General features: G+C 64.6%; 27 protein-coding genes. 11 read left to right on the top strand and 16 right to left on the bottom strand.

Annotated features, from left to right (window positions below; genetic code table 11):
* Positions 1 to 171 precede the first annotated feature (171 nt).
* The 9 genes from ACNKU3_RS14080 to ACNKU3_RS14040 all read right to left on the bottom strand — a co-directional run bounded on the left by ACNKU3_RS14080 (position 172) and on the right by ACNKU3_RS14040 (position 9824).
* A complete protein-coding gene (locus tag ACNKU3_RS14080; protein WP_418260135.1) occupies positions 172 to 1314 on the bottom strand; it encodes a GNAT family N-acetyltransferase in 1143 nt (380 codons plus the stop codon).
* Positions 1311 to 2183, bottom strand: a complete 873-nt coding sequence (gene ubiA, locus ACNKU3_RS14075; protein WP_418260134.1) for a 4-hydroxybenzoate octaprenyltransferase — start codon at positions 2181 to 2183, stop codon at positions 1311 to 1313. Before ubiA ends, ACNKU3_RS14080 begins: the two co-directional genes overlap by 4 nt.
* A gap of 291 nt (positions 2184 to 2474) precedes the next feature.
* Positions 2475 to 3146 carry a chorismate--pyruvate lyase family protein gene (locus ACNKU3_RS14070; protein WP_418260133.1) on the bottom strand — a complete coding sequence of 224 codons (672 nt, stop codon included), beginning with the start codon at positions 3144 to 3146 and terminating at the stop codon, positions 2475 to 2477.
* Positions 3133 to 5199 carry an ATP-dependent DNA helicase RecG gene (gene recG, locus ACNKU3_RS14065; protein ID WP_418260132.1) on the bottom strand — a complete coding sequence of 689 codons (2067 nt, stop codon included), beginning with the start codon at positions 5197 to 5199 and terminating at the stop codon, positions 3133 to 3135. The genes ACNKU3_RS14070 and recG overlap by 14 nt, the downstream gene beginning before the upstream one ends.
* Positions 5200 to 5229: 30 nt before the next feature.
* Positions 5230 to 5613, bottom strand: a complete 384-nt coding sequence (locus ACNKU3_RS14060) for a RidA family protein (RefSeq protein WP_418260131.1) — start codon at positions 5611 to 5613, stop codon at positions 5230 to 5232.
* 50 nt (positions 5614 to 5663) lie between these two features.
* Positions 5664 to 7787, bottom strand: coding sequence for a bifunctional GTP diphosphokinase/guanosine-3',5'-bis pyrophosphate 3'-pyrophosphohydrolase (gene spoT / locus ACNKU3_RS14055; protein WP_418260130.1), 2124 nt, complete (start codon positions 7785 to 7787; stop codon positions 5664 to 5666).
* A gap of 36 nt (positions 7788 to 7823) precedes the next feature.
* Positions 7824 to 8090, bottom strand: coding sequence for a DNA-directed RNA polymerase subunit omega (gene rpoZ, locus ACNKU3_RS14050; RefSeq protein ID WP_418260129.1), 267 nt, complete (start codon positions 8088 to 8090; stop codon positions 7824 to 7826).
* 230 nt (positions 8091 to 8320) lie between these two features.
* The gene (gene gmk, locus ACNKU3_RS14045; protein ID WP_418260128.1) at positions 8321 to 8938 is read right to left on the bottom strand and encodes a guanylate kinase; all 618 of its coding nucleotides are present in this window, start codon (positions 8936 to 8938) and stop codon (positions 8321 to 8323) included.
* A gap of 16 nt (positions 8939 to 8954) precedes the next feature.
* Positions 8955 to 9824, bottom strand: a complete 870-nt coding sequence (locus ACNKU3_RS14040) for a YicC/YloC family endoribonuclease (protein WP_418260127.1) — start codon at positions 9822 to 9824, stop codon at positions 8955 to 8957.
* Between the two features lie 118 nt (positions 9825 to 9942).
* Here ACNKU3_RS14040 and rph point away from each other — a divergent pair, with 118 nt between their 5' ends.
* Positions 9943 to 10665, top strand: coding sequence for a ribonuclease PH (gene rph, locus ACNKU3_RS14035; RefSeq protein WP_418260126.1), 723 nt, complete (start codon positions 9943 to 9945; stop codon positions 10663 to 10665).
* Positions 10666 to 10703: 38 nt separating this feature from the next.
* Here the strand turns inward: rph and ACNKU3_RS14030 are convergent, their stop codons facing one another.
* Positions 10704 to 11471: an exodeoxyribonuclease III gene (locus tag ACNKU3_RS14030; protein WP_418260125.1), complete on the bottom strand. Its 768-nt coding sequence runs from the start codon at positions 11469 to 11471 to the stop codon at positions 10704 to 10706.
* A 271-nt stretch (positions 11472 to 11742) separates the two neighbouring features.
* Between ACNKU3_RS14030 and pyrE the strand changes: the two genes are divergently transcribed.
* Together pyrE and ACNKU3_RS14020 are read left to right on the top strand one after the other, a co-directional pair.
* Positions 11743 to 12387 carry an orotate phosphoribosyltransferase gene (gene pyrE / locus ACNKU3_RS14025; RefSeq protein ID WP_418260124.1) on the top strand — a complete coding sequence of 215 codons (645 nt, stop codon included), beginning with the start codon at positions 11743 to 11745 and terminating at the stop codon, positions 12385 to 12387.
* A 37-nt stretch (positions 12388 to 12424) separates the two neighbouring features.
* Positions 12425 to 13105 carry a hypothetical protein gene (locus ACNKU3_RS14020; protein ID WP_418260123.1) on the top strand — a complete coding sequence of 227 codons (681 nt, stop codon included), beginning with the start codon at positions 12425 to 12427 and terminating at the stop codon, positions 13103 to 13105.
* 4 nt (positions 13106 to 13109) lie between these two features.
* On the opposite strand, the gene slmA is transcribed toward ACNKU3_RS14020, so the two are convergent.
* From slmA to coaBC, 4 genes are all read right to left on the bottom strand, one after another.
* Positions 13110 to 13751, bottom strand: coding sequence for a nucleoid occlusion factor SlmA (gene slmA, locus ACNKU3_RS14015; protein WP_418260122.1), 642 nt, complete (start codon positions 13749 to 13751; stop codon positions 13110 to 13112).
* 107 nt (positions 13752 to 13858) lie between these two features.
* The gene (argB, locus tag ACNKU3_RS14010; protein WP_418260121.1) at positions 13859 to 14761 is read right to left on the bottom strand and encodes an acetylglutamate kinase; all 903 of its coding nucleotides are present in this window, start codon (positions 14759 to 14761) and stop codon (positions 13859 to 13861) included.
* Positions 14762 to 14786: 25 nt separating this feature from the next.
* Entirely contained in the window at positions 14787 to 17354 is a 2568-nt protein-coding gene (locus tag ACNKU3_RS14005) for a phosphomannomutase/phosphoglucomutase (RefSeq protein WP_418260120.1), read from the bottom strand.
* A 76-nt stretch (positions 17355 to 17430) separates the two neighbouring features.
* A complete protein-coding gene (gene coaBC, locus ACNKU3_RS14000) occupies positions 17431 to 18639 on the bottom strand; it encodes a bifunctional phosphopantothenoylcysteine decarboxylase/phosphopantothenate--cysteine ligase CoaBC (RefSeq protein WP_418260119.1) in 1209 nt (402 codons plus the stop codon).
* A gap of 103 nt (positions 18640 to 18742) precedes the next feature.
* On the opposite strand from coaBC, the gene radC reads away from it, so the two are divergent.
* From radC to ACNKU3_RS13975, 5 genes are all read left to right on the top strand, one after another.
* On the top strand, positions 18743 to 19408 hold the full coding sequence (gene radC / locus ACNKU3_RS13995) for a RadC family protein (RefSeq protein WP_418260118.1): 666 nt from the start codon (positions 18743 to 18745) through the stop codon (positions 19406 to 19408).
* 376 nt (positions 19409 to 19784) lie between these two features.
* Positions 19785 to 20021: a 50S ribosomal protein L28 gene (rpmB, locus tag ACNKU3_RS13990; protein WP_418260117.1), complete on the top strand. Its 237-nt coding sequence runs from the start codon at positions 19785 to 19787 to the stop codon at positions 20019 to 20021.
* Positions 20022 to 20036: 15 nt separating this feature from the next.
* On the top strand, positions 20037 to 20192 hold the full coding sequence (gene rpmG / locus ACNKU3_RS13985) for a 50S ribosomal protein L33 (RefSeq protein WP_418260116.1): 156 nt from the start codon (positions 20037 to 20039) through the stop codon (positions 20190 to 20192).
* A 97-nt stretch (positions 20193 to 20289) separates the two neighbouring features.
* Positions 20290 to 21102 carry a bifunctional DNA-formamidopyrimidine glycosylase/DNA-(apurinic or apyrimidinic site) lyase gene (gene mutM / locus ACNKU3_RS13980; protein WP_418260115.1) on the top strand — a complete coding sequence of 271 codons (813 nt, stop codon included), beginning with the start codon at positions 20290 to 20292 and terminating at the stop codon, positions 21100 to 21102.
* A 60-nt stretch (positions 21103 to 21162) separates the two neighbouring features.
* Positions 21163 to 21534 carry a hypothetical protein gene (locus tag ACNKU3_RS13975; RefSeq protein WP_418260114.1) on the top strand — a complete coding sequence of 124 codons (372 nt, stop codon included), beginning with the start codon at positions 21163 to 21165 and terminating at the stop codon, positions 21532 to 21534.
* Positions 21535 to 21568: 34 nt separating this feature from the next.
* Here the strand turns inward: ACNKU3_RS13975 and coaD are convergent, their stop codons facing one another.
* Complete coding sequence (coaD, locus tag ACNKU3_RS13970; RefSeq protein ID WP_418260113.1) at positions 21569 to 22051, bottom strand: pantetheine-phosphate adenylyltransferase; 483 nt, start codon at positions 22049 to 22051, stop codon at positions 21569 to 21571.
* Between the two features lie 46 nt (positions 22052 to 22097).
* A complete protein-coding gene (gene rsmD / locus ACNKU3_RS13965; RefSeq protein WP_418260112.1) occupies positions 22098 to 22682 on the bottom strand; it encodes a 16S rRNA (guanine(966)-N(2))-methyltransferase RsmD in 585 nt (194 codons plus the stop codon).
* An 82-nt stretch (positions 22683 to 22764) separates the two neighbouring features.
* On the opposite strand from rsmD, the gene ftsY reads away from it, so the two are divergent.
* From ftsY to ftsX, 3 genes are read left to right on the top strand one after another with little or no spacing between them, the layout of a single operon-like run.
* Positions 22765 to 24015, top strand: coding sequence for a signal recognition particle-docking protein FtsY (ftsY, locus tag ACNKU3_RS13960; protein WP_418260111.1), 1251 nt, complete (start codon positions 22765 to 22767; stop codon positions 24013 to 24015).
* Positions 24012 to 24677, top strand: coding sequence for a cell division ATP-binding protein FtsE (gene ftsE / locus ACNKU3_RS13955; protein ID WP_418260110.1), 666 nt, complete (start codon positions 24012 to 24014; stop codon positions 24675 to 24677). The genes ftsY and ftsE overlap by 4 nt, the downstream gene beginning before the upstream one ends.
* The gene (ftsX, locus tag ACNKU3_RS13950; protein ID WP_418260109.1) at positions 24674 to 25648 is read left to right on the top strand and encodes a permease-like cell division protein FtsX; all 975 of its coding nucleotides are present in this window, start codon (positions 24674 to 24676) and stop codon (positions 25646 to 25648) included. Before ftsE ends, ftsX begins: the two co-directional genes overlap by 4 nt.
* Positions 25649 to 25689 lie beyond the last annotated feature (41 nt).

Raw genomic sequence — 25689 nt, 5'->3', positions numbered from 1 at the left:
CGAGCCCGAGCCTGGCATGGATGCCGCTTTTTGGCGGTCCCGGTGAGGGACATGCGCTTCAGCGGGCCGTGCGACGAAGTACCAGGTGAAAGTTCTCCGAGTGAATGGAAGTCTCCCAAATGGTCAGTGTCGATGAGACAGGCCTGCCACCGGAAAAGGAGTCCACCTGGCTCAGCGCCGAAAAGGCAGCAGGGTCTCCGCCTCCCGCCGGTAAGCCTCTATGTGCGGCCCCTCCCGCCGGGTGAAATCCGCCACCGCCCGCCGCAGCCGCTCATCCGCGACCCAGTGATTGGACACCGTCTCCACCGGCCGGAACCCGCGCTGGATCTTGTGCTCGCCCTGGGCTCCCGGATCAAAGCGGGCAATGCCCTGTTCGATGCAGTACTCGATCCCGCGGTAGTAACAGGCCTCGAAATGCAGGCAGTCGAACTCCCGCTGGCAGCCCCAGTAGCGCCCGTAGAGCGTGTCCGACGAGCGGAAATAGAGCGCCGCGGCTACTGCTTCACCCGCCAGCCGGGCAATCACCATGATCACCTGCGAGCCCATCCCCGCCGCCACCCGGGTGAAGAATTCCCGCGTGAGGTAGCCGCCATGGCCGCTGCGCTTGGCATAGGTGAGCTGGTAGAAGCGGTGGAAGGTTTCCCAGTCCTGCGCGCTGATGGCATCGCCCTCCAGGGTCTCCAGCGCCAGCCCCTGTTCTTCTACCAGGCGCCGTTCGCGGCGCAGGGACTTGCGCTTGCGGCTGGCGAAGGTGGCGAGGAAATCGTCGAAACAGCCGTAGCCCTCGTTGACCCAGTGGAACTGCACGGCCCGGCGCTGGGCGTAACCCTGCGCGAGCAGGTAGTCGGAGTCAGCTCGCTCCGGAAACAACAGGTGCCAGCCGGAAATGGCGTGTTTGCCGGCGAAGGTCTCGAGGGCCGACAAAGCCGCCTGCCAGGCCTGCTCGCGTGAAATTGTGGGCCGATGGCAAAGCCGCGGCCCGGTCGCGGGGGTGAAAGGAATCGCGCTCACCAGCTTCGGGTAATAGTTCAGCCCCGCCTGCTGCCAGGCCTGGGCCCAGGACCAGTCGAAGACATACTCACCGTAGGAGTGGGATTTCAGGTACAGCGGCAGGGCGGCAAGGGCGCTGCCGCTGTCGTCCCGCAACAGCAAATGGCAGGGCTGCCAGCCGCTGTCCTCCGTGGTACAGCCGGCGGTTTCCAGGCCCAGCAGGAAATGGTGGCGCAGGAAGGGGTAGTCGGTACCGCAAACCGCCTCCCACTCCTGCGCCGGGATTTCCGCGATACTGGTGAGAAACTCGGCGGTCAGGTTCATGGATTTCCCGACAGTGCGAAATCGAGCACCAGGCCGAGGAAAATCGCCGCCCCCACCCAGTTGTTGTGCAGGAAGGCGCGGAAACAGGCCTGCCGGTCGCGCTCGCGAATCAGGTACTGGTGATAGCCGCACAGCACCGCGGCTGCCGCCAGTCCCAGGTAGTACCACAAACCCAGGCCGAAGGCGGCCCCCACCAGCAGCATGCCGACCAGGAAGCCGAGCTGGAACAGGCCCACCATCAGGCGGTCGTGCTCGCCGAAGAACACCGCGGTGGATTTGATGCCGACCTCCAGGTCGTCGTCCCGGTCGACCATCGCGTACTTGGTGTCGTAGGCCACCGTCCACAGCAGGTTGGCCGCGTAGATCAGCCACAGTTGCGGGGGCAGTGAATTGGTCTGGGCACTGAAAGCCATCGGTATGCCGAAGGAGAAAGCGGCACCCAGCACCACTTGCGGGAAGTGGGTAAAGCGTTTGGTAAAAGGATAGATTGCAGCCAGTGCTGCGCCGACAAACGAAAGTTTCACCGTCAGAGGGTTGGTCAGAAGTACGAGGCAGAAGGCGGCAGCGAGCAGCAGCACGAAGACGATACGCGCCTGGCGCACGGTGACCGCCCCGGTTACCAGCGGGCGCTGCCGGGTGCGCTGCACACTGCCGTCCCAGTGGCGGTCGGCGAGGTCGTTGATGACGCAGCCCGCCGAACGCATCAGGAATGTGCCGAGGATAAAAATCACCAGCAACGACAGGTCCGGCACGCCGCCCGCGGCGATCCACAGCGCCCACAGGGTTGGCCAGAGCAATAGCAGAGTACCGATGGGTTTGTCGGCGCGCATCAGTTGCAGCAGCGCTTTAAGTGAAGGTGTTCCGGGCATGGTGGCAATTATACGAAAGGGACACCAAGCTTACTTGCTCTGGGCGTGGAATTCTAACCACCAGAAGGTTTGATGGAGATGCAATTGGAATCTCGCGCCGCAGGTAGAGTGTGAGCCGGAACATGCCTGCTGGAACCGTGAGGCGACATGGATGTCGCCACCCGAGTCTGCACAGGGACGTGCGCTTTTTGACGTGTTCCAGCAGGCATGTTCCGGATCGCGCTCGGCGGGAATCCTGCAAATCCAGAACTCGAGGCAAACTACAAGTGGCTATTGGTTATCCGCAGGGAATCAGTCGCCGACATCCCGGTGCAGGATCGCCGCGCTGACCTTGCCCCGCTGGGTGCGGTGCACCGGCAGGATCGCCTCCCAGGGTGTAAAGCCGGGCAGGAAGACCTCGGAGACCATCAGGTCGTGGCCGCGCAGGCGAAAGCAGGAGCGGCGGCCCCAGAGGGCTTGCGGCTGCCACAGTTCGCGGGGCAGGTAGCCGCTGTCGCCGGGCAGGCGAGCCAGCTCAAAGGGGCTGCGTTGCATGCCCGGGTCGCGGAACAGGATCGCCCCGAGGGGTTTGTTCTGCAGGCGCCGCAGGTGGGCGAGCCGGCCCTGCAGGATGGCCACTGGCAAGACGCTGCGGGCGAACACCACGGCGCGGTTGTCGAGGGTCAGCAGGACCTCGCGGACAATCGCAGTCTGACGTGCGGGGAGATTGAGCAGGCGGCGTTCGGACAACCGCGGTACCGACCAGCCCTGGTAAAGGCGCCGCACACCGAAGCTGCCGGCGTCGAGTTCGATCAGGCGCCCGGTGAGGGAGCCATCGTCGAGCAGCCAGCGGCGATGGACCGCGGGCAGCTCGGCGTTGGTGAAGCGTTCGGCGGGACGCCAGTGTGGTTCGCGAGTGGGCATGGCGGCGCAGGATGCGCCATCCGGCGCCCGCGGGCAAGCGGCGGACTCAGACTTTGGCATAGCGTTGGCTGCTGCCGGTCCAGCGCCGCACCAGGGGACCGGCGAGCTGCGGTTGCCGGGCCTGGATTTCCCCCGCGATGGCCTGGACCCGGTCCAGCAGGTGGTTGTGCTCGGGCAGCCGGGCGACGCGAAATTCCATCAGGCCGGTCTGCCGGGTGCCGAGCACTTCGCCCGGGCCGCGCAGTTCGAGGTCCTTCTCGGCGATGAAGAAGCCGTCGTTGCTGGCGCGCATGGCCCCCAGGCGCTGTTTCCCGTTGCGGGACAGCGGCGACTGGTAGAGCAGTACACAGTGGCTGGCGGTATCACCGCGTCCCACCCGGCCGCGCAGCTGGTGCAGCTGGGCCAGGCCCAGGCGCTCCGGGTTCTCGATAATCATCAGGCTGGCGTTGGGCACGTCGACACCCACCTCGATGACCGTCGTGGCGACCAGCAGGTCGAGTTCGCCGGCCTTGAAACCGGTCATTACGGCGTCCTTTTCCGCGCTTTTCAGGCGCCCGTGGATCAGCCCCACGCGCAATTGCGGCAGCGCAGTGCGCAGTTCCTCGGCGGTGGCTTCGGCCGCCTGCGCCTGCAGCACATCGCTCTCTTCCACCAGGGTACACACCCAGTAAGCCTGGCGCCCGCTGCTGCAGGCCGCGGCCACCCGGGCGACGACCTGGTCGCGACGTTTGTTGTCGATCAGCACGGTATCCACCGGTTTGCGCCCGGGGGGCAGTTCGTCGATCACCGAACAGTCGAGGTCGGCATAGGCGACCATGGCCAGGGTACGGGGTATCGGTGTCGCCGTCATGACCAGTTGGTGGGGGCGGCCGACCTCGGCGCCGGCTTTCTCGGTGAGGGTCAGGCGCTGGTGAACACCAAAGCGGTGCTGCTCGTCGACGATCACCAGCCCCAGCCGCTGGAAGGCGACGTCCTCCTGGAACAGCGCGTGGGTGCCTATGATCAGCCCGGCCTCACCGCTGGCGATGGCCGCCAGGGCCTGGCTGCGGGCACGGCCCTTGCTGCGCCCGCTGAGCCAGCCGATGGCGATCCCCAGCGGCTCGAACCAGGCGGAAAAATTGCGCCGGTGCTGCTCGGCCAGGATTTCCGTGGGCGCCATCACCGCCACCTGGTAGCCGCTGGCGATGGCCAGCAGCGCCGCCGCCGCGGCGACCAGGGTTTTCCCGGAACCGACATCCCCCTGTACCAGGCGCAGCATGGGCCGGGGTTCGGCGAGGTCGGCACGGATCTCGCCGATCACCCGCTGCTGGGCGGCGGTGGGGGAAAAGGGCAGGCCCGCGAGAAACTGCTGCAGGAGGGCCTCGCCCTGGCGCAGCGCCGGCGCTCCCTCGCGCTGTTGCAGGGCGCGCAGGTCCTGCAGGCTGAGCTGGTGGGCCACCAGTTCCTCCAGGGCCAGGCGCAGTTGCGCCGGGTGTTCGCCGTCGCGCAGGGCGGCCACCGGGGCATCTGGAGGGGGCGCGTGCAGGAAGCTCAGGGCGTCGACCAGGCCGATGGGAAAGTCCGCCAGTGGCGGCAGCAGTTCCGGCGGCGCGGCACCGCGCAGCCGGGTGACCGCCTGGCCGCAGAGATTGCGCCACTGTTGCTGGCCGAGTCCGTTGATCGTTGGGTAGACCGGGGTGAGGGTGTCTTCCACGGAGGACTCGCCCTCCTCTACCCGGCGGTATTCCGGGTGGTACATCTCGGCGCCGCTGGCGCCGCGCCGCACCTGTCCGTAGCAGCGCAGCCGGGTCCCGGCCTGCAGGGCATTCTTCTGTGCGGCGGAAAAATGGAAAAAGCGCAGGGTGAGCGTGCCGCTGCCGTCCTGCAGGCGCACCACCAGGCTGCGGCGGCGGCCGAAGGCGACGTCCGCTATGCGCACCTCGCCTTCCACCACCACGTCATCGCCTTCGCGGACGGCAGCGATGGGGGTGATCCGGGTGCGGTCCTGGTAGCGCAGCGGCAGGTGAAAGAGCAGGTCTTCCACCCGGTGGATGCCGGCCTCGGCGAGCTTTTCCGCCAGTTTCGGGCCGACGCCGCGAAGCTGGGTAACCGGGTCGCCGGCGAGGCTCGCCATCCGGGATTCCAGGGTATTCGCCGACCGACCTCAGACCGAGAGAATGGCCTCCACCTCGATGTCGACGGCTTTCGGCAGCGCAGCGACCTGGACACAGGCGCGCGCCGGGTAGGGCTCATTGAAGAAGCTGGCCATCACCTCGTTTACCGCGGCGAAATCACCGAGGTCGGTCAGTGAGATGTTGATCTTGACCGCGTGGTTGAGACTGCCGCCGGCGGCCTCGGCAATCGCCGCGAGATTTTCAAACACCCGGGTCGCCTGGGCGCGGATGTCCCCCTGGACCAGTTCCATGGTCTCCGGGACCAGGGGAATCTGCCCGGAAATCCACACGGTGTTGCCGACCTTCACGGCTTGGGAATAGGGGCCGATGGCCTCGGGAGCCCGGGGGGTGGAAATAATGGCGCGGTTGGTCACGATACTACTCCTGCTGGTGTGCTACTGGCGGCTTATTGTCGGTGAGGCGATCAGCCCGTCTTGAAACGGGTTACCCGGCGCACATGGCTGATGCTGCGCAGGCGCTTCATGATGCGCGCCAGGTGTATGCGGTTATGGACCAGGATTTCCAGGTCGACGTAGGTGAACTGGTAGTCCTTGTCCTCGGTGGAAATTTTTTCGATGTTGACGCCCATGGCGTTAATCCGCGTGGCGATCACCGCGATCATACCGCGGCGGTTTTCCACCTCGATGCGCAGTTCCACGGCGTAGTCGCCCTCCACCCGTTCGTCCCAGCGCAGTGCCACCAGGCGGTCGCTGTTCTCGCGAATCTCGGCGAGGTTGCGACAGCGCTCGCGGTGCACCACGACGCCTTTCTCGGAACTCAGGTAGCCCTCGATCGGGTCCCCGGGGATCGGGTGGCAGCAGCGGGCGAAGGTGAGCATAAAGCCTTCGGTACCGCGAATGGCCACCGGTTCAGTGTCCTCCGGTTCCGGCTGCTCGGCGCTTTCGGCGCCCAGGATTTGCTGGGCGGTTATGGCCGGCAGGCGGTTGCCGCGGGCGATATCCTCGAGCATGTCCTCGAGTTTAGGGTATCCGTGCTCGCGCAGGTACTCTTCGATCTCATCGGATGGAACGCTGTCGAGGCTGCTGTCCAGCGAGGCCAGCGCGCGATCCAGCAGGCGCCGGCCGAGAGCGACAGAATCGTCCCTGGTCTGGTGCTTCAGGTAGTGGCGGATATTCGTGCGCGCCTTGGCGGTGACCGCGTAATTGAACCACGAGGGGTTGGGGCTGGCCCCCGGGGCGGTGAGGATTTCCACGGTCTGGCCGCTCTGCAGCGGTTCCGACAGCGGCGCCAGGCGCCGGTTGATGCGGCACGCCACGCAGCTGTTGCCGACATCCGTATGCACTGCGTAGGCGAAGTCCACCGGGGTGGCACCCCGCGGCAGTTCAAAAATGCGCCCCTTGGGGGTGAAGACGTAAATCTCGTCCGGGAACAGGTCGATCTTGACGCTCTCGATGAACTCCAGCGAGTTGCCGGCGCGCTGCTGCATCTCCAGCAGGCCCTGCACCCATTCCCGGGCGCGCTGGTGGCTGCCGTTGGCGGAGTCGGACTCGCTCTTGTACAGCCAGTGGGCGGCGATGCCGTTATTTGCCATCTCCTCCATCTCGCGGGTGCGGATCTGGATCTCGATGGGCACGCCGTGCATGCCCATCAGCACCGTGTGCAGGGACTGGTAGCCATTGGCCTTGGGAATGGCGATGTAGTCCTTGAATTCCCCGGGCACCGGTTTGTACAGCGAGTGAATGCAGCCGAGCACCCGGTAACAGGTGTCCACCGAATCGACGATGATGCGGAAGGCGTAGATGTCCATGATCTCGGAAAAGGATTTCCGCTTGGACTTCATCTTGCTGTAGATGCTGTACAGGTGTTTCTCGCGGCCGATCACCTCGGCCTCGTGGCCCTCGTGTTCGAGGGTGGCCTGGATCTGCTGGCGGATCTTGTCCACCAGTTCCTTGCGCCGGCCGCGGGCGTTTTCGCGGGCGGTCTCGATGCGCCGCGAGCGCATCGGGTGCAGGGCGCTGAAGCCGAGGTCCTCGAATTCCATGCGCACGTTGTTCATGCCCAGGCGCATGGCGATCGGCGCGTAGATGTCGAGGGTCTCCCGGGCGATGCGCCGGGCCTTGGCGGGCTGCAGCACCCCGAGGGTGCGCATGTTGTGCAGGCGATCCGCCAGCTTGACCAGGATCACGCGGATATCGCGGGCCATGGCCATGGCCATCTTCTGGAAATTCTCCGCCTGCTTTTCTTCCAGCGACTCGAATTCCATCTGGGTCAGCTTGCTGACCCCGTCCACCAGGTCGGCCACCGCGGTGCCGAACTGTTCGCTGATGGCGGCCTTGGGAATGCCGGTATCCTCGATAACGTCGTGCAGCATGGCGGCCATCAGGCTCTGGTGGTCCATGTGCATTTCGGCGAGGATGCTGGCTACCGCCAGCGGGTGGGAGACGTAGGGGTCACCGCTGCGCCGTAACTGCCCGAAATGGGCCTGCTCAGCGAAATAGTACGCACGTATGACGTGGTTGCTCTGCTCCGGGGTCAGGTAACCCCGGAGCTGGGCGTTAAAGGCATCAAGGCTTTGTAATGCAGTCATGGGCGGGGGACCGGACAGCGTCGATGCCAGAGAGTTTTAGCGGGACTCGTGGTCCGCCTCCATCATCACCTCGGCGAGCTCATCCTCGGCGTCCAGTTCGTCTTCACGGAGCAGGATGTCCGGGGTGATCAGGCCGTCGGCGATCTCGCGCAGGGCGATAACGGTGGGCTTGTCGGATTCTTCCTCGACCAGCGGGTCCTTGCCGCCGGTGGCCATCTGGCGGGCGCGCTTGCTGGCGACCATGACCAGTTCAAAACGGTTCGCTACGTTTTCCAGGCAATCTTCTACGGTTACACGTGCCATTGGTGAATCGTCCTCAGATAAGGCAATAAAACAGAACCAGAAATTATACCCCGGGAGTGGGGGTTCGCTCCAGCGTGAAAAGTACGCGTCGGTTGGCTGGCCCGGGTTCCGGGCAGGCTGCGCCTCACACTCTAGCCCCGGCACATCTGGTGGCGGGGGGTGACGGCCGTGACTGGTGCTATGGATCGAAGCCTTTTAACAGATACTTTGTGTACAAACAGCGGTGGGGTTCAGTCGAACAGCGAACCCAGCAGGGCCTCCTGGGTCACCTGCTGCTTGCTGGTCTTGAGCCGCTGGCACTGGATGATCGACTGCAGCCCGGCCAGGGCGTGGTCGAAATCGTCGTTGACCACCAGGAAATCGCTTTCGACGTAGTGGGACATCTCCTCCACCGCCTTGGCCATGCGGCCGTCGATGGTGGCGGCGTCGTCCTGGCCGCGGGCGGTGAGGCGCTGCAGCAGGGTGAGTCGCGAGGGCGGGAGGATAAAGATGGACAGGGTATCCGGGCGCAGGCGCTTGACCTGGGCGGCGCCCTGCCAGTCGATCTCGAGAATGACGTCGATGCCGGCGGCAAGTTGCTCCTCGACCCAGAGCTGGGAGGTGCCGTAGAGGTTGCCGAAGACATTGGCGTGCTCGAGGAATTCGGCGCGCTCCAGCATGCCGAGGAATTGCGTTTCGGAGATGAAGTGGTAGTCGACACCGTCGGTCTCTCCCGGCCGCTTGTCGCGGGTGGTGTGGGAGACCGAAACGCGCAGGTTCTTGCTGCTGTCGATCAGCGCATTGACCAGGCTGGTTTTGCCGGCGCCGGAAGGGGCGGAGACGGTGTACAGGGTTCCAGTGGGGCTCATCTGCGGTGTCCTGACCTCATTCGATGTTCTGGATCTGTTCGCGCATTTGCTCGATCAGCACTTTCAGCTCCACGGCGCTCTGGGTGGTGCCGCTGGAGTTGGACTTGGAGGACAGGGTGTTGGCCTCGCGGTTGAGTTCCTGCATCAGGAAGTCCAGCCGGCGGCCGCAGGGGCTGCCTTTTTTCAGGGCCCGGCGCACTTCCTCGCAGTGGGTGGTCAGGCGGTCGAGCTCTTCGTCCACGTCGGCTTTCTGGGCCAGGTAGACCAGTTCCTGCTCCAGCCGTCCCTGGTCGACCTCGACACCCAGCTCGGCGATACGCTGCTGCAGGCGCTGGTGCTGGTGCTGGCGCAGCGCGGGAAGCGCCGCGCGGGTGGTGGCGACTTCGGCATCTACCAGGGCGAGCCGCTCGACGACCAGGGCGGCGAGCTTTTCGCCCTCCCGCTCGCGAAAGCGCAACAGGGAATCGAGGGTCTTGCCGAACAGCTGGCTGGCAGCCTGCTGCAGGGTCTCCTCGTCGCTGTCCGGTGCGTGGCAGATGCCGGGGTACTGCAGGACTTCGAGGGCGCTGGGTTTGCGCAGTTTGAATTCCCCGGCAACCAGGTCCGCGGCGGCAGCGAGTTGCGCGAGGGCTTCACTGTTGACGTTGAAACCGCTGGCCTGGGTGGCGGTGGCCTGCAGGCGGACCAGGCAGTCCACCTTGCCGCGGGTCAGTTTGCTGGCCAGCTGTTCGCGCAGTTGCGGTTCCAGGGCGCGCAGGTCGTCTGGCAGCTTGAAATTGCAGTCGAGGTAGCGGTGGTTGACCGTGCGCAGCTCCACGGTAAGCACGCCCCGTTCGGTGCTGCCGCTCTCCCGGGCGAATGCGGTCATACTGCGAATGCTGGTCAACGCTGCGGCTCCTGCTGCAAACCAAAGAGCGAAGTTTATCAGCTTGCACTGGGGGGGCACAGTACGCCGGGCGGGCCGATTGCGTATACTGTCGCCCCCCAGACGAAGGAGTAGATTGATGCAACGACCCAGTGGCCGCGCGCCGGACCAGCTCCGGGATATTTCCATCCAACGACACTTCACCTGTCACGCGGAGGGCTCCGTGCTGGTGTCGTTTGGCGATACCCGGGTCATCTGCACCGCCTCGGTGGAGGAGGGTGTGCCACGCTTCCTGCGCGGCAGCGGCAGTGGCTGGGTAACCGCGGAGTACGGGATGCTGCCGCGTTCGACCGGGTCGCGCATGGACCGGGAAGCAGCGCGGGGCAAGCAGGGCGGGCGCACGGTGGAAATCCAGCGCCTGATCGGCCGCTCCCTGCGCGCCGCGATCGACCTGAAGAAACTCGGCGAATTCACTATCACCGTGGACTGTGATGTGATCCAGGCCGACGGCGGCACCCGCACCGCCTCGATTACCGGCGCCTGCGTGGCGCTGGTCGATGCCATCAACCACCTGCAGCGCAAGAAGCTGATCAGGACCGACCCGCTGCTGCAGATGGTGGCCTCGGTTTCGGTGGGCGTATACCGGGGCGTGCCGGTGCTGGACCTCGATTACCCGGAGGATTCGGCGGCGGATACCGACATGAACGTGATCATGGGTGAAGATGGCGGGTTTATCGAGGTGCAGGGCACCGCGGAAGGCATGCCATTTGCCCGCGAAGACCTGAATGCCATGCTCGACCTGGCGGCCGGGGGTATCGGCCAACTGGTCGCCGCGCAAAAAGCGGCGTTGGCGGAGGGTTGATTACAGCTTGCTGAGCGGCCGGGGCCTCTGCTGAGGCCCTACAGCTCGATGTCGTAATCCATGATGACCGGGGCGTGGGTGGAGAACTCTTTCACCTTGTAGATGGCGCCGTAGTCCACGCTGTATTTCAGCCCCTGGGAGACGATGTGGTAATCGGTGCGCCAGCCGTTGCCGCTCTCGGGATCGCCGTCGGGCCACCAGCTGAATTCATCCTGGTCCGAGTTGATTTCCCGGAAGGCGTCGACGTAGCCGTTTTCCAGCAGTTCGTTGATCCACTGGCGCTCTTCGGCGAGGAAGCCGGGCAGGGTGCTGTTGCGCTCGGTGTCCTCGACATCGCCGGGGGTGTGGGCGATATGCCAGCCGCCGCAGATAATGAACTCGCGGCGCTTGTTGCGCACTTTCTGCAGGTGGTTGCCCAGCAGCTGGAAGAATTCCTGCTTGCGGGCCAGCTGGTCGGCGTCGCCGGGGGCGGCGTAGGGCGCCAGCAGGCAGCCGACACTGATGTTCTCGTAGTCCGCCTGGATGTAGCGGCCTTCCATGTCGAATTCGGTAAAGCCGAGGCCGGTCATGATGGCTTTGGGCAGTTTGCGGCAGTACAGGGCCACCCCGTTGGTCTTGCCGTCGATATTATCGAGGAAGTAGGGGTTGTAGTCCGGAGGGAAATACATGTTGTCCTGAAGGTCATACTCCGAGCAGCGCAGGTCCTGGATGCAGACAAAGTCCGCGTCCTGTTCCTCCAGCCAGTCGTAAAAACCTTTTTCAGCCGCCTCCCTGATGCCGTCGGCGCTGAAGCTGATGATCCTCATGCATGGTCCCTTGTGTATTGAGCGTGTATGATACCTGAGCCCTCGGCGGAGCAGCACTCCTGCTGCCCCGAAAGGGTGGGTAATTGTCCACAAACAGCTAATTCTTCCACAGTTATTCCCACGACCGCTGAACCTCCCCTTGGGATTGGTTTTTACAGAGGGCGGCCGGGAGTGGATGACCCCTCATTCTATCGGGGGATGCGGCTGAATACAAAGCCCAGTTCCCTGTGCGGGGGAGTACCTGGGACACCACAACGAGGCCGGATACCTGATGCAGCAATACCAGTCCGATTTCATACAGCTCGCGCGCGAGTACGAAGTGCTCCGCTTTGGCGAGTTCACCCTCAAATCCGGCCGGCGCAGCCCCTATTTCTTCAATGCAGGCGCCTTTGCCAGCGGGCGCGCCCTGGCGGCGCTGGGCCGCTGCTACGCCCAGCGGATCGTTGATTCCGGGGTCCAGTTCGATGTGCTGCTCGGCCCCGCCTACAAGGGCATTCCCCTGGCCGCTGCCACGGCGATCGCCCTCGCCGACCAGCATGGCATCGACATTCCCTTTGCCTACAACCGCAAGGAGGCCAAGGATCACGGCGAGGGCGGCATCCTGGTAGGCGCGCCCCTGCAGGGGCGGGTGCTGGTGATCGACGATGTCATCACCGCGGGTACTGCGGTGCGCGAAGTTCTCGCCATGATCGAGGGCGCCGGCGCGACCGCGGCCGGCGTGGTAATCGGCCTCAACCGCCAGGAACGCGGAGCGGGCGAGCTTTCCGCGATCCAGGAGCTGGAGGAAAGTCACGGCCTGCCAGTGTTCAGCATTATCGACATGAGCCACATCATCGACTACCTGGAAGCGTCGGCATCCGCCCCGGAGGGCGTCGTCGCTGCGATGAAGGACTATCGCCAGCAATACGGCGTGTGACTTGCCCGCCCCCCCCGGGAGACCCTATATTGGCCCTATGAGCAAAAACACCACAGCCCTGTGCCTCGCCCTCGTATGCGCCGTCTCCGCCAGCCTTGTGCAGGCGGCGAATCTCTACCGCTACAAGAACAGCGAGGGCAATACGGTGATGGACGACAACATCCCGCCGGAGTCGGTGAAGAATGGCTACGAGGTTCTCAACAAGGACGGTGTGGTGATCCGCGTGGTGCCGCCCCAGGTCACTGCCGAACAGCAGGCCGCGGTGGCGAATGAGATGCGCGCCCAGGAAGAGGCGGAGCGCCTGCGCAAATGGGACGAATCCCTGCTGCGCCGCTACAGTTCGGTGGAAGATATCGAGGCCGCGCGGGAGCGCGCCCTCGGCGACCTGCGCATCCGGGTCAGCATCCTGAAAAGCAACAAGCGCTCACTCCGGCAGCAGGTGGAAAACTACCAGTCCCAGGCGGCGGAGGCGCAGCGCCGGGGCCAGTCGGTGAGTGAGGAACACCTCAAAGCAATCAGCGACCTGCAGTCGGAAATCGGCATCACCGACAATGCAATTGCCGACCGGGAAGTGGAAATCGAAGCTGTGGAAGCCACCTATGCCGCGGATATCGAACGCTTTGGCGAACTCGAGGACATGGTGGAATTTCGCCGGCAGATGGCCAACCGGAGCTCGGCAAAAAGCGGATCGGGCAGCCAGATCGACCCGCGTCGCTGACTTCTCAGGCCTGGCTGGCGGGCCGGGCGAATCCCCCCGGTACCGGCTGGCTGACGGCATCCCTGAAGAAATCTGCCATCAACAAATCCCACTGGGCTTTCCAGTCTTCGGTCGGCGAGCGGCGGAAGTTGGAGCGCACATACTGTGAAATTCGCCCCTCGGCGGTGGCCATCAGCAGGTTGGCGGCCGCGGGCAGGGGAATCACCGGGCGCAGGCCCTCACGCATTTCCGCTTCGCGGATAACCTGCTTGATCTGGGTTTCGAAGCGATCGAACAGTTGGGCAACCCGGGCATGCAGGCGCTCGGTTTCGCCCGCCAGGGCGTCGCCGGTCAGGATGCGGGTGATGCCGGGATTGCGCTCGGTAAACGCCAGCAGCAGGGTCAGCATCTTTTCGCAGCGCCCCGCCGCGGTCTGTTCCTCGTTGAGGATCAGCTTGATGCGGCTGAACAGGGTCTCCTCGATAAACTCGATCAGGCCCTCGAACATTTTTGACTTGCTGGGGAAGTGACGGTACAGCGCAGCTTCGGAAACACCCACCTGCCGGGCCAGTCCCGCGGTGGTGATGCGGTTGCCCGGGTTGGCCTCAAGCATCTGGGCAAGCGCTTCCAGAATCTGCTGGCGCCGTTGCGATCTTTTAGGTGGCATGGGTGGTGACAAGTGGCAGCTGACCGTTGCTCATGCTAGCGATTACCTATCGGAGCTGCAACAAGCGCAACGTATTTCTGCTGTGATTCAGGCCTCAGTTTGCACATTCATCCGCGCTGGTTGGTAATCAGCGTGCCCACCCCTTCATCGGTGAAGATTTCCAGCAGGACTGCGTGGGGCACCCGGCCGTCGACGATGTGGGCGCTGGCGACCCCGCCCTTGACCGCGTCCAGGGCGCAGCCGATCTTCGGCAGCATGCCGCCATAGATCGTGCCGTCCGCGATCAGCGCGTCGACCTGCGCAGTGGACAGCCCGGTGAGGATGTTGTCGTTCTTGTCCAGCAGCCCCGGTACGTTGGTGAGCAGCATGAGTTTTTCGGCCTGCATCACCTCGGCCAGCTTGCCCGCTACCAGGTCGGCGTTGATGTTGTAGCTGTGGCCTTCCCGGTCGACCCCGATGGGGGCGATCACCGGGATGAAGTTACTGCCGAGAATGAGGTCGATGACCTCGGTATCGATCTGCGCAACTTCGCCCACGTGGCCGATGTCGATGATCTCCGGAGCGTCCATCCCGGGTACGTTACGGGTGACCTTGAGCTTGCGCGCACGGATCAACTGGCCGTCCTTGCCGGTGACGCCGATGGCCTTGCCGCCATTGCGGTTGATGGAGGAGACGATCTCCTTGTTGACGCTGCCCCCGAGCACCATCTCGACCACGTCCATGGTCTGCTCGTCGGTGACCCGCATACCGTCGACGAACTCGCTGTTGATGTTGAGTTTCTGCAGCAGCGAACCGATCTGCGGGCCGCCGCCGTGCACCACCACCGGGTTCATGCCGACCAGCTTCATCAGTACCACGTCGCGGGCGAAGCTTTCGTGCAATTCGGGATCGACCATGGCGTTGCCGCCGAATTTGACCACCACGGTCTTGCCGGTGAAGCGCTGGATATAAGGTAGTGCCTCGGTCAGTACCTTGGCGACATTGAGTGCGGAATCGCGATTGAGAGACATGTTCCAGTTCCTGCGAGCCGGGGGCTCAGAATTTTATATCAAGGGAGGGGTCGACCAGCGCGATCTGTTCGCGGAATTCGCTCATGATCGATTCCAGTTCCTGCTCGCCCCGGGCTTCGAAGCGGGCCGTCAGGGCAGCGCTGGTGTTGGAGGCGCGCAACAGGCCCCAGCCCTCGGGAAAGTCGACCCGGATGCCGTCCAGGGTATTGACCGAGCCGCCGGAGAAATCCGCATTGCGGACAATGCGCTCCATCAGCGACAGTTTGTTGGCATCGGGGACGGGAATCAATATCTCCGCGGTATTCACGCTGGCGGGGAAGGCATCGACGATGGTGTCGAGGCTGTCACCCTGGGTGCTGAGGATTTCCGCCAAGCGCGCCGCGGCGTACATGCCGTCGTCGAAACCGAACCAGCGCTCGCCAAAGAAGATATGGCCGGAAAACTCCCCGCCGAGCAGGGCGCCGGTCTCCGCCATTTTCTGTTTCATGAAGGCGTGGCCGGTTTTCCACAATACCGGACGGCCGCCACAGCGGGTGATCAGTTCGGTCAGGTTGCGGCTGCACTTGACGTCGAAGACCACGTCGCTGCCAGGATTGCGGGAGACCACATCCTGGGCAAAGATCATCAGCAGAACGTCGGAACGAAGGATGCGACCGCTGCCGGTGACCACGGCCAGGCGGTCGCCGTCGCCGTCGAAGGCCACGCCGAAGTCCGCCTGTTCTTCGCGTACCCGGACTATCAGGTCCTCCAGGTTGGCTTCATTGGAAGTGTCGGGCGGATGGTTGGGGAAATTGCCGTCGACACTGCAGTGCAGGCGTACCACCTCGCAGCCGAGCTCCTCGAACAGCAGCGGCGCAATTTCACTGGTAGCCCCGTTGCCCGCATCGATAACGATTTTCAGGGGCACCGCGATGGCGATGTCCTGCTGGATGTGGTCGATGTAGGCGGGCACCAGGTTCTCCGCAACCAGCCGGCCCTTGCCGCGGGCGAAGTTGCCCTGCAGGACCCGGTCGCGCAGGTTCTGGATAGCCCCTGCGTGGATGGTTTCCTGGTCGAGGACCATTTTCAGGCCGTTGTCGGATTTCGGGTTGTGGCTGCCGGTGATCATCAGGCCCGAATGCGCGCTGAGATGGCGGGTGGCGAAGTAGAGGACCGGGGTTGGCACCAGGCCGATGTCGATGACGTCGCGCCCGCATTCCATCAGCGCGCGAATCAGCGCATTCTTCAGCGCGGGGCTGGAGTTGCGGCCGTCGGCGCCCACCACCAGGCTCTGCAGCTGCCTCTCCCCGGCGATGGTGCCCAGGGCACCGCCGATCCTGGTCATCAGTTCCGGCGTCAGTTCGCTGCTGGCGTTGCCGCGGATGTCATAGGCGCGGAAGATATGGGCGGGGAAGTCCCGTGGTATGTCCGGCGCGTCGGCCGGCTCCGAAAGTTCCGAATCCAGTTCCAGTACTTCGCCCAGGTCCTCCGCGTCGGCCAGGTCCACCAGTTCGAATCCGTCCGGGTCGGCGGCCTGGGCGCGGGAGGCGGACTCGGTGGGCCCGCTGCTGCGCACGGCCCGCAGCGTTGCGCGGCGCAATTGCCGGGCGACATCCACCAGCTGGGGAATTCCCAGGGTCAGGTCGGTTTTGCGGTCGGCCGCGTCAAGCATACGGAATGCGTCGAGTTCTATCAGTTTGGGAATGCGCAGCGCAACAATGGCGAAACCGCCGAGCATTGCTACCAGGCACATGGCAAGCACCACATACAGTGAGCGGGAGCTTCCGCCCAGTTCGTTCACCAGGCTCGCGGCGGGGGTGAACACGATGCGCCAGTTGGTGTCGGGGATGACCGCGAAGCTCTGGTACTTGGTGACCTGGCCAAAGCCGACACTGGCGATGGTGCTGGTGCTGGTGCTGCCGTCGCGGTTGGTGTACAGCTGTTCCAGCGCGTAGGCCCCGGTATCCGGGTTGATGGCGGTCAGGGCGGTTTCGAAGGCGCTGTTATCCAGCGAGGCGAGCATGACTGCCCGCTGCAGGGGGTTCACCGAGTCCTTGACCAGGGTGGCGAGGCCGGTGACCCAGCGCTCTCCCACCTGGAAGGATTCCGGCAGGACCTGCTCGCCGCGGGCGGCCCGGCGCACCATGTCGAGTTCGATCAGGTTGTGCAGGCCGTAGTCGCCGGGGTTGAGTTCCGCGGTGCCCATCTCCCCCACGGGAACCAGGCGAAGTTCGCTGAGGTCGGGAAAGTACGGCAGCATGGCCGCGGCGGCGGTGCCCACCGCGGTGGCGTCGCCGCTGGCGATCGCGCTCGCCGCCTGGCTGGAAGTGGCGGCGCGCTGCAGGCGCTGCAGCAGCAGGCTCAGGTAGGCGTTGAGGTTATTGGCCTGCTGTTCCGAATAGGCGCCGGAGACTTGCGCCATCTGGCTGGAGCGTATGGAGGGCTCCCGAACCAGCAGCAAAAACGCGAAACTGAGTATCAGGACCAGGGCCACGACACCCAGTCCCACGCCGGTCACGGCATAGATGCTGTTGCCGGATGCCGATATCCCCCGCGCGGCGCTGCTGTTCTGCTTGCCCGCGTTTTCCGTTTTCTTCTTCAGCTTGTCCAGCATTTTCCCCGGCCGTTGCATTCCCCGCAGGGCATGATATTACCTTCGCAGGCTGCGCTGCACCTGCAAACTGCCCGATTTAACCATTCCGGCTTGCCGCTTCCGCCCGGGCGACCAGTTCGATGATCCTGCCGGCAAGGGTCAGCTTGCTGGCGCGTGCAATGATTTCTTCACCCGCGGGCCAGATGACGGTGACTTCGTTCTGTTCACTGTTAAAGCCGATAGCGCGGTCGGAAACGTCGTTGGCGACGATCATGTCGAGTTTCTTGTTTGCCAGTTTGCCGCGCGCGTACTCCACCACATTGCGGGTCTCCGCGGCGAAGCCCACGGTGAAGGGCGGGTTCTCGCGCCCGGCAACCGTGGCCACGATATCCGGGTTCTTGACCAGTTGCAGGGTGATCTCGTCCGGGCCCTTCTTGATCTTGTCGCCCGCGGCATTCGCCGGACGGTAGTCCGCGACCGCGGCGCAGGCGATAAAAATGTCGCATTCATCGAGCAGTTCGAGGCACTTTTCGAGCATCTGTGTCGCGCTTTCCACCGAGTGGCGTTGCACGTGCTCGGGCACGGACAGGGCCACCGGGCCACTCACCAGGGTGGTGACCGCGCCGGCCTCGGCGGCGGCCTGGGCCAGTGCATAGCCCATTTTCCCGGAGCTGTGGTTGGACAGGTAGCGCACCGGGTCCAGCGCCTCGCGGGTCGGGCCCGCCGTGATCAGGACCCGCTTGCCCGCCAGCAGGCTGCGCGGAAACAGGTCGGCTGCGGCGGCGGCGATATCCACCGGCTCCGCCATGCGACCGGGGCCGATGTCGCCACAGGCCTGCTCACCCTCCGCGGGTCCGATGCGCCGCAGGCCGCGCTGTTCCAGGGTGGCGATATTGGCCGCTGTGGCCGGGTCGCGCCACATCTGCTGGTTCATGGCTGGCGCGATCAGCTTCGGCGCCGCTGTGGCGAGCGCCACCGCGCAGAGCAGGTCGTCGGCGCGTCCGGCAACCAGCCGGGCGATCAGGTCCGCGGTGGCGGGGGCAATCAGCAGCAGGTCGGCCCAGCGGGCCAGCTCGATGTGGCCCATGCCCTGTTCCGCTTCTTCATCCAGCAATTCCGTATGCACCGGGTTGCCGGACAGCGCCTGCAGGGTCAGCGGGGTGATGAATTCGCGGGCGCCGTGGGTCATGACCACGCGCACGTTGGCGCCCAGGCTGCGCAGCTGGCGCACCAGTTCCGCCGATTTGTAGGCCGCGATACCGCCGCTCACACCGAGCAGTACATTGCGATTGAAAAGATGTCCCATTGGCGCGCCTGAATTGTCACAATACCCCAGCTTGAGGAAGGGAAAGATACCACCTGCCCCGGTCATTTGACACCGAGTCAGGCATGCTCAGGGAGGAGCCCCTATGGCCTGGGAACCGGGAGAAGGTCCACGCGACCGCCTGTTGAGTCACGGCGCCGCGACACTATCCGACGCCGAAGTGCTGGCCGTGCTGTTGCAAACCGGTTACAGCCGCTGCAATGCCGTCGGCCTTGCCCGGGAACTGCTCGAGCACTGCGGCGGCCTGACCGGCCTCACCCGCGCCGATGCCTCGAGCCTGCTGGCCTGCCCGGGAGTCGGCAATGCAAAGCTAGCTATATTGAAGGCAGCGATGGAGCTCGCCCGCCGCCAGGCCCTGCAGGAACTCGACGGCTCCGACGTGCTCTCCAGCCCCGCCGCCACCCGGCGTTTCCTCCAGCACCACCTCGGCGGCCGCAGCCGCGAGGTGTTCACCGTGATCTTCCTCGATAACCAGCACCGCGTTATCCGCTGCGAGGACCTCTTCCTCGGCACCCTCGACGGCGCCGCCGTCTACCCCCGGGAAGTCGCCGTGCGCGCCCTGCAGTACAGCGCCGCCGCCCTGATCTTCGCCCACAACCACCCCTCGGGTATCGCCGAGCCCAGCGCAGCGGACCGGCGCATCACCGAGCGCCTGTGCTCGGCGCTGGGCCTGCTGGATATCCGGGTGCTGGACCACATTATCGTGGGGCGGGGGAGGGAGTTTTCGTTTGCGGAGCAGGGTTTGCTTTGATAGCAGTCCGGTGTCCGAGGCGAGGAGCCGGATTACGCCAGCTTAGTGGCACCAAATCGTCGTTGCCTGTGCCCCGGGTGAGGCGCAGGGCTCGTCACTACCGGGTAGAACCGTGCGGCGACAGGACGTCGCCGCCCGAGCCTGCACAGGGATGTGCGCTTTTTGGCGTGTTCTACCCGGTAGTGACGAGTTCTGCGCCGGCGACGGAGCGCCAGAACGGATCGAAGTAAGCCAGCACGCTCGAAAGTCTTTTGGAAATTTCCTTGATATGGAAAATCCCTTCTGGTATAAAGTCGCGCTCCGCGCAGCTGGCACCCTTTTGAGGGGGCCGGCAAGCCAACCAGTTTACCTATATCCCGCGACTTGGGAGAGCATCATGGCAAGAGTATGTCAGGTCACCGGCAAGCGACCGGTCACCGGAAACAATGTATCGCACGCAAAGAACCGCACCCGTCGTCGGTTCCTGCCCAACCTCCACCAGCACCGTTTCTGGGTGGAGTCAGAGAAGCGTTTCGTCAGTCTGCGAGTGTCCTCCAAGGGCATGCGCATCATTGACAAGAAAGGCATCGACACCGTCCTCGCCGAGCTGCGCGCTCGCGGCGAGAAAGTTTAAGCCCGGAGAGCAATCATGAGAGACAAGATTCGCCTGAACTCCACTGCCGGCACTGGTCACTTCTATACCACCGACAAGAACAAGCGCAACATGCCGGAAAAGATGGAAATCAAGAAGTACGATCCCGTCGTCCGCAAGCACGTCGTCTACAAGGAAGGCAAAATCAAGTAAGCCCGGATTTTGACCCGCCCCAAAGAACCCCGGAATACCCGGGGTTTTTTGTGCCTGAAGGTTTATCATTGGCGCACTTTTCCAAGCGAACGACGCCATGCCTGAACTGCCCGAAGTAGAAACCACGCGCCGCGGCGTGGCGCCGCACATCGTCGGCCGCAGGATCCGGCGCATGGTGGTGCGCGAGCCGCGGTTGCGCTGGCCGGTGCCGGCGGATTTGCCGGGCCTGCTTGCCGGCAGCACCGTCGAGGCCGCGGAACGCCGGGCCAAGTACCTGCTTTTCCATACCGCGCGCGGCAGCCTGTTGGTACACCTGGGCATGTCCGGATCACTGCGGGTGGTGGAAGCCGGCAGCCCCACCGGCAAGCACGACCATATCGATATCGAACTGGAAGGCGGTGTCGCCCTGCGCTACAACGACCCCCGCCGCTTCGGCTGCTGCCTGTGGGTGGCCCCGGGCGAGAGTCACCCGCTGCTCGCGGGCCTGGGACCGGAACCCTTGTCGGAGGCCTTCAGCGGGGAGCACCTGTTCGCGCTCTCGCGCAAGCGCAAGGGGCCGGTCAAGCCCTTCGTCATGGACCAGAAGATCGTCGTCGGGGTGGGCAATATCTACGCCGCCGAAGCCCTGTTCGCCGCGGGAATTCGCCCCGACCGCGCGGCGGGGCGCATCTCCCTGCCCCGCTACCAGCGCCTCGCCGAGGAAATTAAGCAAGTACTTACTTACGCCATAGGCCAGGGCGGAACCACGCTGCGCGATTTCGTCGGCGGTGATGGCAAGCCCGGTTATTTCGCCCAGCAACTGGCCGTATACGGCCGGGAGGGGCAGCCCTGCAACCGCTGCGGAAAAACTTTAAAAAACTCCAGATTAGGCCAGAGGGCCACGGTCTATTGCGTGACCTGCCAGCGCTGAACAGGCTACACTTAGGAGAATCACAGGGGACGGGGTGTGAGCTCCGGGGGACTGAAAACAATGAAAAAACATATGGGCGCACACCGCGCCGCGACAGCATTTCTGATTTCCTGCCTGCTGGCACCACAGATGCTCTGGGCGGAAAGCGCGATCGATGAAAGCCCCAACGAATGGGCCATGGTAGGGGACCTGGTGGTCGCACGGCCGCTGGGTGCGGTGATGACGGTAGGCGGAGCCGCGGTCTGGCTGGTGAGCCTGCCCTTCACCCTGCTGGCGGGGCACGCCGGCGAAGCGGCGGACAAGCTGATCATCGGCCCGGGTGCGGCGACGTTCGCCCGCTGTCTCGGCTGCCGCAACACCGGCTACACCTACAAGGACGTGGAACTGGTGCGCGAGGCGAGTGAAGGCGACGAGGCCGAGGCCGCGCAGTAATCCAGGGCCGGCGGGTTCGCCGCCGGCGCCCTAATCAGGCAAATTTCTTTTCCAGTGCCGCCGCTACCTGCGGCGGCACGAAGGCCGTGATGTCACCGCGCATGCTGGCAATCTCCCGTACCAGTGACGAGGAGATGAACGACAGGTGCTCGGAGGGTGTCAGGAAGATACTCTCGAACTCAGGAAACATTGCCCGGTTCATGTTTGCCAGCTGGAATTCGTATTCGAAGTCGGCTACCGCGCGCAGGCCGCGCAGCACACAGCGAGCGCCCTGGCTGCGGGCGAAGTCGATCAGCAGGTTGGAAAACCCGACCACTTCCACATTGTCGAGGTGCGCGAGGCAGGACTGGCAGAGCTCGATGCGTTCCTCCAGGGAAAACAGCGGCGTTTTCTTTTCGCTGTAGGCGATCCCCAGTACCACCCGGTCGAACAGCCGCGAAGCCCGCTCGGCCAGGTCCACATGGCCATTGGTCAGCGGGTCGAAGGTGCCCGGGTAGATCACGGTCTCGGTACGCATCGCGGGGTTCCTGTCACGGCAAAAGAGCTGCGGATGGTATACCGTTTCACCCCGCGCTCACAATGTACAGCCGGTAGGCGACACCCCCCGCGACCTTTTCCCGATGGCACTGCCACCTGGGTGGTACCTGTGGCGGCGCCTCCCCGGTCGCGGTTTCCACGTACACCAGCGCGTTATCGCTGAGCATGCCGGGTTGTTGCAGGTGTTCGCAGCAGGGCGCCGCCAGGCCGAGCCCGAAGGGCGGGTCGATGAATACGATATCCCAGGGCTTTTCCGGCCGGCGCAGGAATTCCAGGGCGTTGGCCTGGACCAGCCGGGCCCGTGACACGGCGTCGAGCACCTGCAGGTGCTCGTACAACTGGCGAATCACCTGGGCGGAATTATCGACGAAGTCACAGTGCGCCGCGCCGCGCGACAGGGCTTCCAGCCCCAGTGCGCCGCTGCCCGCGAACAGGTCGAGGCAGCGCGCCCCGTGAATGTCGGGCGCCAGCCAGTTGAACAGGGTTTCCCTCACCCGGTCGGTGGTCGGTCGCAGTCCCTCCGCGGGGGTGAAGCCGAGTTTCCGTCCGCGCCATTGGCCGCCGATAATGCGCAAAACACTTTGACCCCGGCGGTTGGAGGTACGCGACATTTCTTCACCCTGTTCAGGAATGGTAGGATAGCTGGCTTTCGCGGGCGCCGTTCTGGCGACTGCACACTCTAGCATGATCGATATGAAGTTTTTCAAACGCAAAAAGAAGCCGGTGGCCGAGGCCCCTGCCGAGGAGGCCGTACTACCCGGCGCAGACAGTGGTGCCGAGGGCACTACTGAGCCCGCTTTGGTTGAAACTGTGGCGCGGGACCTGCAGCCGGAAGCGGCACCGATGGAGCCCGCTGTCACGACAACGGCGGTTATAGCGCCCGCCGTTGAGGCAGCCCCGGAGGCGGAAGCTGCCGCACCCCAGCCTCAGCCGGAAGCGGCCGCGCTGTCGCCGGAACCTGACCCGGTGTCCGCTCCCGCTGCGGCGGACAAGCCCGCCCGGGAGCAGGACAAGCCCGGCCTGTTTACCCGCCTGCGCCGCGGCCTCAGTCGTACCAGCGACAACCTGGTGCAGGGGCTGGGCAACCTGTTCCTCGGGCGCAAGGAAATCGATGCCGACCTGCTCGAGGAACTGGAGTCGCGCCTGCTGCTGGCGGACGTCGGGGTGGACGCCACCATGGATATCATCGGCCGCCTCACCCAGCGGGTATCGCGCAAGGAACTGACCGACCCCGCGGCGCTGCAACAGGCCCTGCAGGACGAGTTGAAGGCCCTGCTCGAGCCCTGTGAACAGGCGTTGGTAGTGAGTGATCACAAACCCTACGTAATACTGATCGTGGGAGTCAATGGTGTGGGTAAGACCACTACCATCGGCAAGCTGGCGCGCCGCCTGCAGGACCAGGGCAAGAGCGTGATGCTGGCAGCGGGGGACACCTTCCGCGCCGCTGCGGTGGAGCAGCTGCAGGTCTGGGGCGAGCGCAACAACGTCCCGGTCATTGCCCAGCACAGCGGCGCCGACAGTGCCTCGGTGGTCTTTGACGCCCTGCAGGCGGCGCAGGCCCGCGGCACCGACGTGCTGATCGCCGACACCGCCGGGCGCTTGCACAACAAGGACAACCTCATGGAAGAGCTGAAAAAGGTGGTGCGGGTGATGGGCAAGCTGGACGCCGGCGCACCCCACGAGGTGATGCTGGTGCTGGATGCCGGCACCGGCCAGAACGCCCTCGCCCAGGCGGACCACTTCCGCCAGTGGGTGGGTGTCACCGGTATCACCCTCACCAAGCTGGACGGCACCGCCAAGGGCGGCGTGATTTTCGCCATCGCCAAGAAGCTGGAGCTGCCTATCCGCTTTATCGGGATTGGCGAGTCCGTGGAGGATTTGCGCCCCTTCGAGGCGGGACCCTTCATCGATGCCCTGTTTGCCGGGGACGACCGCGCTGCATGATCAGTTTCGAGCGGGTCAGCAAGCGCTACGGGGATGGTTTCGACGCCCTCCGCGAGGTCAGCTTCGAGATCGCCCGGGACGACCTTGTATTCCTTACCGGCCACTCGGGGGCGGGCAAAAGCACCCTGATGCGCCTGATCATGCTGATGGACCGGCCGACCCGCGGCAAGGTGGTGGTCGACGGCCGCGACCTCGCCGCAGTTCCCGGCCGCCGGGTACCCCAGCACCGGCGCAATATCGGGGTGGTATTCCAGAATCACCAGCTGCTCAGCGATCGCAGCGTGTTTGACAACGTGGCCCTGCCGTTGGTAATCAGCGGCTACGACCACCGCGAGATTGGCCGCCGGGTGCGGGCAGCGCTGGACAAGGTAGGCTTGCTGGAGCGTGAGCGCGCCATGCCGATCACCCTGTCCGGGGGTGAGCAGCAGCGGGTCGGGATCGCCCGCGCCGTGGCGGGGCGGCCGAAAATCCTGCTCGCGGACGAACCCACCGGTAACCTGGATCCCGAGCTTTCGGCAGAAATCATGAAACTCTTCGAGTCCTTCAACCAGGTGGGCGTCACGGTACTGATCGCCAGCCACGACCTGGCCCTGATCTCCCGCCTGCGCCATCGCATTCTCACCCTCCGCGAGGGTCGGCTGGTGTCCGGGGGTGCCGTGTGAGCCGTTCGCGCTCCCGCCCGGAAGGGGCCAGCCTCAGCCGCGCGCGGTTGGCTGACCAGTACCAGGCCTGGCGACACCACCACCAGCTGTCGGCGTCGGACAGTCTGCACAAGTTGCTGGACCGGCCGCTGTCCAGCCTGATGACCTGGCTGGTGATCGGCATCGCGCTGGCCCTGCCGGTGGGCCTCACAGTCGCCCTGGACAACGCCACCAGCCTGAGCGCCCGCTGGGACAGCCCGACGCAGATGTCCCTGTTCCTCGATATCGGTGTGGGAGACGCCGCTGCGCAGGCCCTGGCGCGGGGGCTGGAGGGGCGCGAGGATGTCGCGTCGGTGCAGCTGGTCACCCGGGAGGCGGCCCTGGCGGAATTTGGCGAGCTCTCCGGCTTTGCCACAATCCTGCAGAACCTCGATGACAACCCGCTGCCGAACCTCCTGCTGGTCACCCCGGTGGAGGGCCTGGCGCAGGATGCCATAGAGTCCCTGCGCGCTGAACTGGCGGCACAGGAAGCGGTCGAAGAGGCAGTCCTGGACATGGCCTGGCTGCAGCGCCTGAATAGCCTGATGGCGCTGGCCCGGCGGGCGGTACTGGCGATCGGAGCACTGTTGCTGGTGGGAGTCGTGCTGATTCTCGGCAATACTATCCGCCTGGCCATCGAAAACCGTCGTGAGGAAATCGTCATCGTCAAGCTGGTCGGTGGCAGCGACGCCTTCGTGCGTCGCCCCTTCCTCTATACCGGCCTGTGGTACGGAGTCGGCGGCGGCCTGGTAGCCGGGCTGCTGGTGAGTGCCACGCTGTGGTACCTCGAGGTGCCGGTGGGCCGGTTGGTAGCCCTCTACCAGAGCGATTTCGAGCTCACTGGCCTGGGCTTGATGGGCATGGTCAACCTGCTGGCGCTGGGCGGCCTGCTCGGTCTGGCGGGAGCCTGGCTGGCGGTTGGGCGCCACCTGTCCGAGATTCAGCCGCGCTGAGGCGAAATATCGGTAAGCCACTGATTTAACGCCACAAAAAG

The sequence above is a fragment of the Haliea sp. E17 genome (assembly GCF_048323675.1).
Lineage (GTDB): Bacteria > Pseudomonadota > Gammaproteobacteria > Pseudomonadales > Halieaceae > Mangrovimicrobium.
This window is presented reverse-complemented; position numbering and strand designations above follow the sequence as displayed.